The organism is Streptomyces sp. NPDC030820 (genome assembly GCF_055572075.1).
Genome location: NZ_JBVIEB010000006.1, coordinates 38,642 through 52,218 on the forward strand (window position 1 = coordinate 38,642; position 13,577 = coordinate 52,218).

The following is a 13,577-nucleotide window of genomic DNA, read 5'->3' on the forward strand; positions in this document are numbered from 1 at the left end:
ACCACCTGAAGGTCCCGCACCCCGGCAGCCGGCCGGGGTGCGGGACCTCGCATGTCACTTCGGGTGTCAGCTCAGCGGATCCAGCGTCAGATACGCCTGCCGCGGGCTGCCGTCGTGCACCAGCGACTCCTGGTTGCCGACGTCGTCGAAGGCGAACGCGTAGGCCTTTCCGTCGGCCATCTGCGCATGCACCGCACGCGCGTACTGGTTCGTCACCGCGTCCTGGTAGAAGGCGGCCGTCGAGGTGTCCGGCTGGTTCGGGTTGACCAGCAGGGTCGAGCGGTTGAAACCGGCGCACAGCGTACGGGAGATGGGGCCCCGCACGTTGTCGTTCGGCGCGTCGAGCAGCTTGTGGCAGCCGAAGACGCTGTCCGCGTCCGGCTTCTGGAAGCTGGTGACGACCGCGCCCGAGGAGTTGGTGAAGTTCATGACGTTTCCCGAGACCCGTCCGTAGTACTTGACGTTCGGCTGGTCGGCGAACGGCGTCACGGTCAGCGTCGACGTCGCGTACTTCTGCCAGACCCGGTTGACGTAGTCGTCCATCACGTTCGCCGGCAGGGCGCCGGTCTCCACGCCGTACAGCGGTGACAGGGCGCGCAGCACCGTGCCGTCGGGGCGGGTCTGGATCAGGCCGGACCAGCCGCCCGAGTGGGTCCGCAGCGCGTTGAAGAAGCCGTTGTAGCCACCGGACTTCAGGTGCCCGGTGGTGCTCACGCTGCCGTCAGCGCGCTGCACGCCGACCGCGTACGGCGCGGAGAACATGTCCACCTGGGTGCTGTTCAGCCATAGCCCCGAGTCGTTCAGGGTGTACTCGGACCAGTTGAACAGGATGTTCCGGTTGGGGTCGGAGGGGTTCTGCACGGCCGGCTGCACCAGGCCGCCGGTGGTCAGCCGGAAGTCGAGCTTCTGGCCGTAGGAGAAGTAGATCCGGCCGGAGAACTTCGGTATCCGGATGGTCGTCGACTGTCCGGGGGCCGGGCCGGCGATCGCCGCGTCCGGGGCGGGCGTCGGCGGGTTGCCGCCCGCCGGCCAGGCATGGAAGCTCCCGTTCGCGTCGGCCCAGCCCTGCTGCCCGGAGGACAGCTGGGTGCCGAGGTCGTAGACGTAGACCGGTTCGGAGCGGCCCGAATTGTTGGTGATCTTCAGCGGGACGGTGTCCGGTACGGCGGCACCGGCGCGGTCCGGGGCACCGAGGGCGAGCACTCCGCCGACCAGGGCCGCGGCGGCCGCCAGGGGCAGCGCCGGGCGCGTGCGTGTGTGAGGCACTCTCCTTACCTCCGTGTGGGGTCGGGGTCGTACGGATATTGGTCCGTACCTGTTTGAGAGCGCTCTCAGACTGGTGCTGCGCCGCGTGCATGTCAATGCAATGTGCAGACCGGCTTGCGGCGCCCGCCGTGCGGCAGGCGCCGTGAGCGGGTGTCAGAAGGTGCGCTTGAGCAGGTCGAGCAGGGCCGCCCAGTGCCGTTCGTCGGCCTCGTGGTTGTACGCGGGCGTGTCCGCCTGTGTGTAGCCGTGCCGGGCGTCCGGGTAGACCTCGCAGGTGTGCCGGACCCCGGCCGCGGTCAGGGCCTCCTCGAAGCGCGCGATCTGCTCCCGGGGCAGCGACCCGTCGTTGTCCGCGTGTCCGAAATAGAGCTCCGCGGTGATGTCCGGGGCGCCCAGGTGCGGGCTCGTCGGCTCGTCGGTGGCGAGGGCGCCGCCGTGGAAGCCGGCCGCGGCCGCGACCCGGTCCGGGTGTGCGGCCGCCGTCCACAGGGTCAGGCGGGCGCCCATGCAGTAACCGGTCACCGCGACCGGTCCGTCGGTGACCAGCGGGCTGTCGGCCAGCCATTGCAGATAGGCGCCCGCGTCCCGCTTGGTCAGGTCGGGGGTCAGCGAGGACACGACCGGGCCGAGCCGCTCCCAGATGGTCGGATCGGTGGCCGGGTCGATGAACTCGGGCAGCTCGACGACCGGGGTGCGGCCGAGGCGGTAGAAGACGTTCGGGACCAGCACGGTGTAGCCGGCGGCGGCCAGCCGGTCGGCCATCGACCTCAGGTGCGGCCGCAGGCCGTAGGCGTCCTGGTAGAACAGCACGCCCGGGCGGGGGCGGCCGTCGGCGAGATGGGCGAGGTAGGCGTCGGCGATGCCGTCCTCGGTCGTGATGTCGAGATCTGTTGTCTTGACATCGGTCATGGTGGGCAGGCCTCCCTGGGGGACATGGGCGCCGGGCGGCGATGGCCCCTCGACGCCACGACTACGGCCCATGCTGTCATGCAAGATCCGTAACCCCGCACCGGGAGTGCCGCCCGCTCACTCGAAACGGCTGGTGTCCCCGGCGCCCCGCCGTACGATCTCCGCCTCGCCGCTGGAGAAGTCCACGACCGTCGTCGGCTCGGTGCCGCAGTCGCCGGAGTCGACCACCGCGTCCACCGCGTGGTCGAGCCGGTCCTTGATCTCCCAGCCCTGCGTCAGCGGCTCCTCCTCGTCGGGCAGCAGCAGCGTGCTGGACAGCAGCGGCTCGCCCAGCTCCGCCAGCAGCGCCTGGGTGACCACATGGTCGGGGATGCGGACGCCCACGGTCTTCTTCTTCGGGTGCAGCAGCTTGCGCGGCACCTCGCGGGTGGCCGGCAGGATGAAGGTGTAGCTGCCCGGCGTCGACGCCTTCACAGCCCGGAACACGTCCTTGTCCACCAGCACGAACTGGCCGAGCTGCGCGAAGTCCCGGCACATCAGGGTGAAGTGGTGCCGGTCGTCCAGATGGCGGATGGCACGGATCCGGTCCATGCCGTCCCGGCTGCCCAGCCGGCAGCCCAGGGCGTAGCAGGAGTCGGTCGGGTATGCGATGAGCGCTTCCGAGCGCACGGCGTCGGCGATCTGGGCGATGCTGCGCGGCTGCGGGTTCTCGGGGTGCACGTCGAAGTACTTCGCCATTCACCGAGCTTATGCCGTACCGGACGCCTCATGCGCACCTCACGTGCCATCGACACCCCGGGCATCGCTCCCCGGCGGGACGTCGACAGCGTCGCCTCGGCGCTCACCGAGGTCCTGCTGTCGCCGACCGAGGGCGAGACGGACGCGCTCGGCTCCGCCCTCGGCGCGCTCCGCTCACCGACGCAGCGGCTGCACCCCGCCGCCCACTGACCGCACCTCGCCGGCTCCCGTTCCCCCTCCGTCCCAGCGGAGTGAGCCGATACCGGCCGGCCGTCCCGTCAATTCGTGGCGTACTTCCCGGATTACGGGGCATGCGACCCCTGAGCGCTCGTGGGCATCCCCCCCGCCCCGGACGCGACGTCTCCGCCGGCGGCCCACCCCCCGGGCACGCCGGCGGAGCCATGTCCGGCGGCGGGAGCGTTCCGCGTCCGGTAACGTGCGGATGCGTAAGCCCAGGTCAACACGGAGGCGAGGAGAGGGGAACGTGGCCGGCCGAACGGACGAGGGCCTGGCGTTCCAGCAGCCGTACGCCGGGGACAGCGCCTGGGCGCAGGAGTTGCTGGACCAGCTGCGGCCCGCCGGACGCGATCTTCGCCGGCTCGTCGACTGGCTCGCCCGGACCGTGAGTGCCGCGGTGTGCCTCCAGGACGGCCGCGGTGGCCTGCTCGCCGGTGAGCGGCTGCCGCTCGACTCCGACGTCGTCGCCGACGTCCTTGCCGGCCGGGTCTCCGCCGCGTCCCTGGACGACGGGGTACGGCACGTGCGCCTGGTCGGGATACGGCATCCGGGGTCCGGCCCGGCGGCGGGTGCCGTCCTCGCCGTGGCCCGCCCGGAGCCCTTCGACCGGCGCGGCACCGAGATCCTCGGCCACACCGCCGGCGTACTGGAACTCCTGCTCGGGGAACGGGAGTCGGCCGAGTCCGAGCGGCGGCTGCGGCGGGCCACGGCCGATCTGCGGCTGGCCATCCTGCAACTGCTCATGGTGGAGGACACCGTCTCCGCCCGCCGGGTCGCCGCCGGGCTGTGGCCGGGCCTGCTGGAACAGGACATCGCCCGCGTCTACGTCCTCGAGGACAGCGCCGCGGAACGCGACCGGCTCGCCGACGCGTGCGTGGACGCCACCCATGGCCGGGCGCTTGTCGTGCGCTGCCCCGCGGTGGACGAACACGTCATCGTCGTAGGCCCGTCCGCCCAGGTGGGGGAGCGGCTGCGAGCCCTGATCGCCGACCGGCCCGGCACCTTCCTCGGCGGCAGCCCCCGGCAGCGCCTCGCCCTGACCGCCACCGCCTACGGACAGGCCGTCACCGCCCTCGCCGTGGCCCGCTTCCGGCCCGACCGGTACGCCGTCTACGCCGCCCGCACCCGCCCCGCACAGCTCATGGACCCCGCGACGCTGCGGGCCTGGGCCGCCGCCGTGCTGCGCCCGCTCGACACGCTGCCGCACCATGTGCGCGCCGAACTGCTCGCCACCACCCGGCTCGGTCTTGAGTTCACCGCCGTGAGCGCGGCCAAGGTGCTCGGCGTCAGCCGCAACACGGTCCGCGCCCGGATGGACCGGGTCGCCGCGCTGCTCGGCGCCGACCTGTCCCGGCTGCCCGTCCGCGCCGTCGCCCACGCCGCCCTCAACACCGAGGCCGCACAGGGCTCGTACGACCTTTCCGGCGGTGCGGCCGGTCCGCCCGCCCGGACCCGCCTCACCGAGCTGCTCGGGACGAGCGCGCTGCGCTCCTGGGCGGAGGGGCTGCTCGGCCGCCTCGACGAGGACGGCCGGGATCTGCGCGCCACCCTGTGCGCCTGGACCGGCGCCGACGCCCACGCCGAACGCGCCGCCCAGGCCCTCGGCGTACACCCCCAGACCGTGCGCGAACACGTCCGGGCCGCCGAAGCCGTCCTGGAACGGCGGCTGACGGCCGGCGGCACCGACCTGTACGAGGTCGTCCTCGCCCACCTCGTCACCGGCGAGCTGCCCGTGCCCGACCTCGGCGTATCCGGCCTCGGCGCGGCGAACCCGGACCAACCGGACTCGGCTGTGCAGTGGTGAGTCCCGTGCGGGCCCTGCCGGGCACGCGTGCACTACCCCGCGTCCGGCAGGGCACGTAGTTTCGAAGTCCGCGGGGCACGACCGGAACGGGGGACCGGTCGCGGCCCCGCGTGCCTCATCCGGTCCGCGTGACCGGGAGGTTGTACGCGTGGGCCGGCGAGATGATCTTCGTGATCGCCTCGCCCAGCACCGTACTGGGTTCCCGGGACCGGTAGTCGGTGTCCGTGTTGAGCAGCACGACGAGCGTCGTCCCTGTCTCGGGCAGATGGACGGTCAGCGTCTCGTAGCCCGGCAGGGAGCCGTTGTGGCCGATCCAGCCCTGGACGTCGAAGATGCCCAGACCGTAGCCGGCACCCTTGATCATGCCGGTCTCCGGGGTGATCAGCCGCTGCTTCTGGGTGGCGGCACTCACCATCCGCCCACCGTCCGGGAACTGACCCGTGGCGACCGTGCGCGCCCAGGTGTGCAGATCCTGCAGATCGGAGATCATCGCGCCGGCCGCCCAGCCCCAGGACGGATTCCAGTCCGCCGCGTCCGCCTCCTTGCCGTTCGCCGTCTGCACGGTGTAACCCTGCGCGTGCGGGGCGGGGAACTCGTTGCCGGTCGGGAAGAGCGTGTGCTTCATGCCGGCCGGATCGAGGACGTGCTGCTTGATGTAGTCACCGAGGTGCTGCCCGCTCTCCTTCTCCACCACCAGTCCGAGCAGGATGAGGTTGGTGTTGCTGTAGGAGAACTTCTGCCCTGGCTGGAACATCACCGGATGCCTGAAGGAGTAGGCGAGCAACTGCTCGGGGCTGAAGGGCCGTTGCGGGTTCGAGGTGAGCGCCTTGTCGAAGTCCGGGTCCTCGGAGTAGTTGAACAGTCCGCTGCGCATGTCGGCGAGCTGACGCAGGGTGATCCGGTTCTCGTTGGGTACGCCGCCGATGTACTTGCCGATCGGGTCGTCCAGGCCCACCTTCTTCTGGTCCACCAACTGCAGCAGCGCGGTCACGGTGAACGTCTTGGTCTCGCTGCCGATGCGCATGTACAGGTCCGGTGTCATCTTCCGGCCGGTGCTCTTGTCGGCGACCCCGAAGGAGCGGACGTAACTCGGCCGTCCCGGCGTCCAGATGCCGACGGTCACGCCGGGAATGCTCGCCTCGCGCATCACCTTCCGCACGGCGGCGTCCAGTTGGCGAGCCACGCCGGGGGTGAGGTCACGTACCGCCGCTCCTGACGAACTCGGGCTGGGCGCGTCGGCGCCGAGGGCGGCCGGCACGGCGGCCGGCGACGCCCATACCGGCCCGGTGGCGACCGGTGCCATCAGAGTCCCCACCGCGACGGCGACCGCGGCCCCCCTCAACAGGCGTGCGGACGTATGCGACATGGGCTGACTCCAAGCACGTGAGAGGCCAGCGTGCGATGAGCGGGACGCCGGAGCCCTGACCGTCCCAGCATAGGAGCGCACTCCCCGCCGCGCCCGCCGGGCGAGCGGGCGGCCGCCACGCCCGTCGCCTGTCGACGGGATGCTTGTCCGACGGGCGGAAGGCCACCTTCGGGCGACGGCCTCACCCGACCCGGTGAGCCTGCCGGGCGGGCCGTACCGGTGGCGGGTCACGGGCGTTGCCCCGGCATGAACCGCTTGGACCCGGCGCACCGTTTGGATTGGCTGGACCGGATCGACCGGCTGGACCGGATGCGCAGGGCGGGCCGGCCGGCGCAGGTGGACCGGGAGCCGATCTACGCCCGTCTCGTCGCCGAGTGGCGGGCGCAGGGCCGCACCGTGCCCGCGGAACCGGACGCGCTGTCGGCCGTCCTCCCCGGGGCCGCCTCGGGTGCCCGGCCCGCACCCGAGCGCGCCTGAACCGTCACTGCCCGCACAGCGGCGCGAGGACGGCGAGGGCGCCGTTGGCCTGCCGCAGCGCGTCCTCCAGGGCGCCGGGGAAATGGAGCGCGCCGGAGCCGTCCGGCGGCACGAGCCACTCCAGGAAACGCGCGGGCCGGTACGGCGGCGGTACGGCGACCCAGGCCCCCTTGGTCGCATACCGCAGACCGGCTCCCACCCAGCCCCCGGAGGGGTCCGGCGGCAGGAAGAAACCGACCCGGCCCGCCGCCGTGTCGACCAGTGTCGGCCCCGGCACGGGCATCCCCGGCCGCCACAGCAGGTCGAGGGTGAGCAGGCCCAGCCGCTCGGGGACGCTCAGCACATCCCAGAAGCGGCCCGCCTCCAGCAGTGCGATGCCCTCGCCGTGATCCCACTCCCACTTGCAGGAGCGCGGGTCCGCCGACGCCGCGGCCAGCCACTCCACGCCCCGCATCCACATCCTGTTCGTCATGCACAGCTCCGGGTGTCCTCGTCCGCCTGGCCTCGGCATATGCATGCTCGTAGGTATTTCTACGTGGCGGAAGGGGTGGCGAACCCTGGCGTTTGGGCCTGCGCTCGATTCGAGCGTGCCGACAAGCGAATCAATCGTGAATTGTTGAAGGGACAGATGTTTCAGCCGTAGAGTCACGGCATCCGTCACCCTCTCCAGCGAGGTACTCCATGGACCGCACGCGTCTGCACACCCTCCTGGCCCGCGAGAGCGCCGAGGCCGAGCGCCTGGGCCCGCACTCCCGCGCGGCCTATGCGGGGGCCGACCACCTCTTCGGCCGGGTGCCGATGACCTGGATGAACAAGACGGCCGGTGCCTTTCCCCGCTATCTGGCCGGTGCGCGCGGCGCCCGGGTCACCGATGTGGACGGCCACGAGTACATCGACTTCTGCCTCGGCGACACCGGTGCGATGGCCGGCCACTCGCCCGCCCCGGTCACCGAGGCCGTGCAGCGGCGGTTCGCCGAGCTGGGCGGGGCCACGGCGATGCTGCCGACGCAGGACGCGGAGTGGGTCGGCGCCGAGCTGACCCGCCGGTTCGGCCTGGCACGCTGGAGCTTCTCGCTCACCGCGACCGACGCCAACCGCTGGGCGATCCGGCTCGCCCGGGCCGTCACGGGACGCCCGAAGATCCTCGTGAACAGCTACTGCTACCACGGCAGCGTCGACGAGTCGCTGATCGTCGTCGGTCCGGACGGCACGGGCACCGCCCGCCCCGGCAACGTCGGCGCCCCCTGCGAGGTGACCCTGACCAGCCGGGTGGCCGAGTTCAACGACCTCGCCGGCCTGGAGCGCGAACTCGCCCACGGTGACGTCGCCGCCGTCCTGATGGAGCCCGCCCTCACCAACATCGGCATCGTCCTGCCCGAGCCGGGCTATCTCGCCGGCGTCCGCGAGCTGACCCGGCGGTACGGCAGCCTGCTCATCAACGACGAGACCCACACCTTCTCCGCAGGACCCGGCGGCTGCACGGCTGCCTGGGACCTGGAGCCCGACCTGCTGACCATCGGCAAGGCCATCGGCGGCGGCATCCCGGCCGGAGCCTACGGGCTGTCCGCCGAACTCGCCGAGCGGCTGCTGGCCCGCACCGACCTGGACCTCGTCGACATGGGCGGCGTCGGCGGCACCCTCGCCGGCAACGCGCTGTCGGTCGCCGCGATGCGGGCCACTCTCGAACACGTCCTCACCGACGAGGCGTTCGACCGGATGAGCAAGCTCTCCGAGCGCTTCGAGGCGGGTGTCCGGGCGGGCATCGAGGCGCACCGGCTGCCGTGGTCCGTGAGCCGGCTCGGCGCCCGCACCGAGTACCGTTTCACCAGCCCGGCGCCGCGCACCGGCACCGAGTCCGCGGCCGTCTCCGACCCGGAGCTGGAGGACTTCCTGCACCTCTACCTCGCCAACCGGGGCATCCTGCTGACCCCGTTCCACAACATGGCGCTCATGTGCCCGGACACCACCGAGCAGGACGTCGACACCCACACCGAGGTCTTCGCCGCCGCCCTCGCCGAGCTGGTCGCCTGACGCACCGGGGCGACCGCAGAGACACGAAAGGACAAGCGTGGACGAGATCGACCGGGCCATCCTGCGCGAGCTGCAGACCGACGGCCGTATCGCCTACGCCGACCTCGGCCCGAAGGTCGGCCTGTCCGCCTCGGCGGCGCGGCAGCGGTTGCAGCGCCTGCTGGACTCCAAGACCGTCCAGGTGGTCGGGGTCACCGACCCGATGGCCATGGGCGGACAGGCCATGGCCCTGCTCGGCATCGGCGTCGACGGTGACCCCCGCGCAGTCGCCGACGCCCTCGCCGAACGCCCGGAGGTCGTCTACTCGGTGCTGACCTCGGGCGGATTCGATCTGTTCGCCGAGGTGGTCGCCCCCAGCCCGAAGGCCCTGCTGGACTTCGTCAACGACGTGGTACGCCCCCTGGAAGGCGTCCGCGAGATCCAGTCCTTCCCGTACTTCGGCATCCACACCCACCGCTTCCTGTGGGACGTGGGCTGAGGGGACGTGGGCTGACCGGCATGGCGGTCAGGCGGGCGGTGGTGCGGGCGCCAGCACCAGCATGGTGACGTCGTCCCGGACCTCGTAGCCCTGCCGCAGGAGGTCCGTCCACACCGCGCCGGGCAGCTCGGCGGACTCCGTGCCGTTCAGGGCGGTCAGCCGCGCGGGCAGCGGATAGAAGGTGCCGTCGGCGTCCCGCGCCTCCCACACCCCGTCGGAGGCCAGGAAGAGCCGGTCGCCCGGCCCGAGCGTCATGGTGACCTCCTTCGGCGGATCGGCCCCGACCAGCCCGATCCCCAGCGGCGGTCCCGGCACGACCGTCACCTCCAGGGCGCGCCCCCCGTGCAGCAGCACGGGCACCGGATGACCGCAGGTCACCACCCGCACCGCTGTCCCGTCGGGGGAGAACTCCAGCAGCACTCCCGTGGCGAACAGCTCCGCGTGCCGCACGCTCGCCGAGTCCACCGCCAGCCTGCGGTCCATCCGCACGGCGACCGACTCCAGGGCCGGCTCGTCCAGCACCGCCTCCCGGAACGCGCCCAGCAGCGACACCACCGTCGCGACCGCCGACAGCCCGTGCCCCTGCACATCTCCCATCACCGCACGCACACCGTACGGCCCGTCCCGTACGTCGAAGAAGTCACCGCCCACCAGCGTCCCGTCCTGCGCGGCCCGGTAGAAGCCCGCGCAGCCCACATTCCCGACCCGCTCCGGCAGCAGTGGCATCACGGCCCGCTGCACGGCCTCACCGATCGCCCGCTCCGTGTCCAGCTGGGCGTCCCGGCGACTGCGCACATAGGACACGAACACACTCAGCGCGGCCACGAACACGATGGTGAGCAGATCGGTGTTGCCGGGGCGGTTCAGATGCGTGGCCGGCACGTTCAGCACCACGACCACCCCGAGACCGAGGACCGCGGTCGCCAGCGGGCCGTACGACAGGACCGCCAGCGGCGGAATCGCTCCCAGCAGGAAACCGGCGTCCCGCGCGTCCGGAGTGATCAGCGTGGCCGCCGTGACGGCCGCGAGCAGGACCACGGGCAGCACCCGTACCCACCACGGCGGCGGCGCGCCCCGCAACCAGCCGCGATCCTCCCGGTCCTGATGCGACGACCCGCCGCGCACCGACCTCACATCCCCAAGCTACGCCGCCCTGCGCACCCGGGCCTCCCGCTGGAGGGCACCGGCCCCTCGCCCCGGCGCGGTCGGCGAAAAGCGATGGACGCCCCGTGCGCGGCCCGCATAGCCTGTGCGGGCACGCCCGAGACGGACGGAAGGAGGCGAGCGTCATGGGCACTGTCATCCTGCGCTCCCACCTCCCCGTCACCCGGGTGTGCCACGCCTGACCGGGAGCGCATCCCCGCCGCCGCACCGCGGCACGCTTCCCGGAGGAATCCGTGACCACTCTGGTCATCCGTGGGCTCGACGAGAGCACCGCGCACCTGTTCGACACCATGTCCGACCCGCTGGCGTTCTGCGACAAGCACCGCAACACCCGCTACCGCCCCGACTGGCAGCGCATCGCCGTCCGCGACGGCCGCACCGTGGCCCGGGCAGCCTGGTGGGGCCGTCCCGAGGACCCCGAGCCGCTGGTGATCAACTGGTTGGACGTGGCCGAGGGCGAGGAGGAGGCCGGAACGGAACTCCTGCGGACGGCACCCTGGCAGACCGAGGAACTCGAACTCGACCTGCCCTCCGGCTGGCGTGACGACCCGGGACTGCGCGCCGCCGTCGACATCCGGGCCGCCGCCGTACGCGCGGCCGGATATGCACCACTGGTGGAGCGCTTCCTGTACCGCTGGACCCCGGACCGGGGCCTGCCCGAGCGGCCCGGCCGCCTCGTCTTCGCCGCCGAGCCGGACGACGCCGTGTTCCACGACCTGCTGCGCCGCATCCACTCGGTCACCCTCGACGCCCACGCCCGCCGGGCCGTCGCACAGGGCGGCCCGGACCTGGCCGCGCAGCAGGAACTGGACCTCTTCCACTGGTTTCCGTCCCCGCGTGCCTGGTGGCAGATCGCCCGCACCCCCGAGGGCGAGCCGGCCGGCATCCACATCCCCGCGCGCAATCCGTCCGGGCCCTGCGTCGGCTTCATCGGCGTCGTGCCGGAACAACGGGGCCACGGCTACGCCTACGACCTGCTCGCCGAGTGCACCCACTTTCTGGCGGCCCAGGGCGCGGACTTCATCGCCGCCGCCACCGACCGGACCAACTTCCCCATGGCCGCACACTTCACCAGGGCCGGCTATCCCGTAGTACGCGAGCGCATCAACTTCTGGGCCGATGGCGTTGTCAGTGCCGGGTGACCGACGGCGCACGTCCGTCGGCCCCGGTCCCCTCTCAGTCGGTCGGGCCCAGGTCGCTGCCGTCCGTCAGGTGGGCCTGCGCTGTCGCCAGGATCTCGGTGACGCGGAGGCCGAACGCGGCGTCGCAGGCATGGGGGCGGCCCGTGCGGGCGGCCGTGAGCAGGGCGTCGGTGGCGCGGGAGAGCGCGGGGATCGCACCTTCGGAACTCCCCGGCATGAGCGCCACGCCCGCCTCGCCCCTCAGTTCCACATCGGCCCCGGCCGCCGCCGGCGGCGCCGTCAGGCTCAGCGTGAGCGTGCTCGACGCGCCGGTGGCATGGTCGAGGACCAGATGCACGGTGTCCGCCGGACCGTGCGCCGCCGCCACGACCTGCCGTACGTCGCCGAGGACCGGCAGCAGCACCGACAGGGCGTGCGGGCCGACGTCCCACAGCGCGCCCTTCTCCCGCCGCCACGGCGACGCCGCGAACGGGCTTTCGGAGGTGAAGACGGCCCCCAGCCACTGCGCGCGGGCAGTGAACCAGCCCGCCACGGCCGCCTGTTCCTCGATCCAGGCGTCCGGCTCCTTCTGGAAGCGCGCGGTGAAGAACACCACCGAGGCGACCCCGGCCCGCTCGACCGCGGCCACGACGGCCCGCCCCTCGGCCACCGACACCGCGAGCGGTTTGTCCAGCAGCAGATGACGGCCCGCCCTCGCCGCGCGCACCGCCAACTCGGCCTGCACCGACGGCGGCAGGGCCACGGCGACGGCGTCCACGCCGGCCAGCAGCGCGTCCACGTCGTCGTACGCGGGGACGTCGTACTGCTCGGCCAGCGCCGTGGCGGCCTCCGGCCGGCGGCCCCACACCCCGGCGAACTCCACGCCGGGATGCCCGGCGAGAGCGGGGGCGTACGCCGCCTGGGCCCATGGGCCTGTCCCCAGCAGTCCGATACGCATATGGCGTTCCCTTCTCCGAGCCGATCCCCGCACCTTCAAGAGCCTGCGCTCCGGTCGCCCCCCGCACACCTGCCGTCCGGATCCCGGCCCTCGGCAAGCCACTTGGCGATCGTGGCGGCGATGGGCTGACCTGTGTCCATCTCGACGAACCCGAACTGACCCGACTGGTTGCACTCCAGGAACCACCAGATCCCGTCGGCGTCCTCGGCGAAGTCGAATGCGCCGTAAGCCAGTTCCGCGCCCCTCATGTACCGCCGTACGCCCTCGGCGACGCGCGGAGGTACGTCCGAGGGCAGCCAGGGAGAGACCGACGGGGCGAAACGCACGTCCACGTCGTCCGGGTGGGCGTCCGGGTCGGCGGGCTTGCGCGCGGCCAGCAGCGTGTCGCCGACGACGGTGAGCCGGATGTCGGCCCGTTTGGGGATCCGCCGCTGCAGCAGCGTCGGACCGAAGGCCACCGCCGAGAAGTCGGTGTCCGGTGCGACCCGGCTGGTCGGCACCGCACGCGGCGGCTCCTGTGGATGCGCGCCGGACACCGGCTTGACCACCAGATCCGGGAAGCGCTCCGCGAACTCCCTGGCCGCCTGCGGGAACGTGGTGATCAGCGTGGCCGGTACGGCGAGGCCGCTGCCCTGGGCGAGATGCAGCTGCCAGGGCTTGTGGCGGGCGCGGCGGGCCGCGTCCGGGTGGTTCATCCAGCGGGCGTCGGTCGTGCGCAGCATGCCGTACAGCGCCTGCGACGACTCCTCCGTCAGCCAGGCGGACGGCTGGGCGGCGCGGGCGGCGGCGTCGCCGGGCCTGCGCACCCAGACGGAGCGCAGGCCGCCCATGCTCACCAGGCGCCCGCCGACGGACAGATGTCCACGGCAGGCGCCCCGCACGTACTCGCCCGACAGCGCCACCCCGTTGGTCAGATCGGCGGGGTCGAGCCGGACGACGGGCACACCGGCCTCGCCCAGCCGGAGGACCACCATGTCCGCCGTCACGTCCTCTTCACTGGTCAGGATGAGCACGGTCATCTTCCAAGG

14 protein-coding genes are annotated in these 13,577 nt (G+C 72.4%); 6 read left to right on the top strand and 8 right to left on the bottom strand.

Translation table 11 applies throughout. The features are described from left to right. Positions 1–66 precede the first annotated feature (66 nt). From ACZ418_RS17700 to ACZ418_RS17710, 3 genes are all read right to left on the bottom strand, one after another. Positions 67–1,266, bottom strand: a complete 1,200-nt coding sequence (locus ACZ418_RS17700; RefSeq protein ID WP_468363305.1) for a glycoside hydrolase family 64 protein — start codon at positions 1,264–1,266, stop codon at positions 67–69. 153 nt (positions 1,267–1,419) lie between these two features. Next, complete coding sequence (locus ACZ418_RS17705) at positions 1,420–2,175, bottom strand: dienelactone hydrolase family protein (protein ID WP_468363307.1); 756 nt, start codon at positions 2,173–2,175, stop codon at positions 1,420–1,422. A 117-nt stretch (positions 2,176–2,292) separates the two neighbouring features. Further along, positions 2,293–2,913, bottom strand: a complete 621-nt coding sequence (locus tag ACZ418_RS17710) for an L-threonylcarbamoyladenylate synthase (RefSeq protein ID WP_468363309.1) — start codon at positions 2,911–2,913, stop codon at positions 2,293–2,295. Positions 2,914–2,943: 30 nt separating this feature from the next. Here ACZ418_RS17710 and ACZ418_RS17715 point away from each other — a divergent pair, with 30 nt between their 5' ends. Together ACZ418_RS17715 and ACZ418_RS17720 are read left to right on the top strand one after the other, a co-directional pair. Then, positions 2,944–3,123: a hypothetical protein gene (locus ACZ418_RS17715; protein WP_468363311.1), complete on the top strand. Its 180-nt coding sequence runs from the start codon at positions 2,944–2,946 to the stop codon at positions 3,121–3,123. Between the two features lie 274 nt (positions 3,124–3,397). After that, positions 3,398–4,954 (top strand): helix-turn-helix domain-containing protein, encoded by a 1,557-nt coding sequence (locus tag ACZ418_RS17720; protein WP_468363313.1) that lies wholly within the window; start codon positions 3,398–3,400, stop codon positions 4,952–4,954. Between the two features lie 115 nt (positions 4,955–5,069). Here ACZ418_RS17720 and ACZ418_RS17725 read toward each other — a convergent pair whose 3' ends face one another. Continuing rightward, complete coding sequence (locus ACZ418_RS17725) at positions 5,070–6,320, bottom strand: serine hydrolase domain-containing protein (protein WP_468363315.1); 1,251 nt, start codon at positions 6,318–6,320, stop codon at positions 5,070–5,072. Between the two features lie 246 nt (positions 6,321–6,566). On the opposite strand from ACZ418_RS17725, the gene ACZ418_RS17730 reads away from it, so the two are divergent. Then, complete coding sequence (locus ACZ418_RS17730; protein WP_468363317.1) at positions 6,567–6,797, top strand: hypothetical protein; 231 nt, start codon at positions 6,567–6,569, stop codon at positions 6,795–6,797. 4 nt (positions 6,798–6,801) lie between these two features. Here the strand turns inward: ACZ418_RS17730 and ACZ418_RS17735 are convergent, their stop codons facing one another. Beyond that, complete coding sequence (locus tag ACZ418_RS17735) at positions 6,802–7,269, bottom strand: hypothetical protein (protein ID WP_468363319.1); 468 nt, start codon at positions 7,267–7,269, stop codon at positions 6,802–6,804. A 209-nt stretch (positions 7,270–7,478) separates the two neighbouring features. Between ACZ418_RS17735 and ACZ418_RS17740 the strand changes: the two genes are divergently transcribed. Both ACZ418_RS17740 and ACZ418_RS17745 read left to right on the top strand, forming a co-directional pair. Further along, positions 7,479–8,828, top strand: coding sequence for a transaminase (locus tag ACZ418_RS17740; RefSeq protein ID WP_468363321.1), 1,350 nt, complete (start codon positions 7,479–7,481; stop codon positions 8,826–8,828). Between the two features lie 37 nt (positions 8,829–8,865). Further along, positions 8,866–9,306: an Lrp/AsnC family transcriptional regulator gene (locus ACZ418_RS17745; protein WP_468363323.1), complete on the top strand. Its 441-nt coding sequence runs from the start codon at positions 8,866–8,868 to the stop codon at positions 9,304–9,306. Between the two features lie 27 nt (positions 9,307–9,333). Here ACZ418_RS17745 and ACZ418_RS17750 read toward each other — a convergent pair whose 3' ends face one another. After that, positions 9,334–10,440 carry a PP2C family protein-serine/threonine phosphatase gene (locus ACZ418_RS17750; protein ID WP_468363325.1) on the bottom strand — a complete coding sequence of 369 codons (1,107 nt, stop codon included), beginning with the start codon at positions 10,438–10,440 and terminating at the stop codon, positions 9,334–9,336. Positions 10,441–10,703: 263 nt separating this feature from the next. Here ACZ418_RS17750 and ACZ418_RS17755 point away from each other — a divergent pair, with 263 nt between their 5' ends. Then, positions 10,704–11,612 carry a GNAT family N-acetyltransferase gene (locus tag ACZ418_RS17755; protein ID WP_468363327.1) on the top strand — a complete coding sequence of 303 codons (909 nt, stop codon included), beginning with the start codon at positions 10,704–10,706 and terminating at the stop codon, positions 11,610–11,612. Positions 11,613–11,646: 34 nt separating this feature from the next. Here ACZ418_RS17755 and ACZ418_RS17760 read toward each other — a convergent pair whose 3' ends face one another. Together ACZ418_RS17760 and tgmB are read right to left on the bottom strand one after the other, a co-directional pair. Further along, entirely contained in the window at positions 11,647–12,549 is a 903-nt protein-coding gene (locus ACZ418_RS17760) for a Gfo/Idh/MocA family protein (RefSeq protein WP_468363329.1), read from the bottom strand. 35 nt (positions 12,550–12,584) lie between these two features. Then, the gene (gene tgmB / locus ACZ418_RS17765) at positions 12,585–13,568 is read right to left on the bottom strand and encodes an ATP-grasp ribosomal peptide maturase (protein ID WP_468363331.1); all 984 of its coding nucleotides are present in this window, start codon (positions 13,566–13,568) and stop codon (positions 12,585–12,587) included. Between the last annotated feature and the right edge of the window lie 9 nt (positions 13,569–13,577).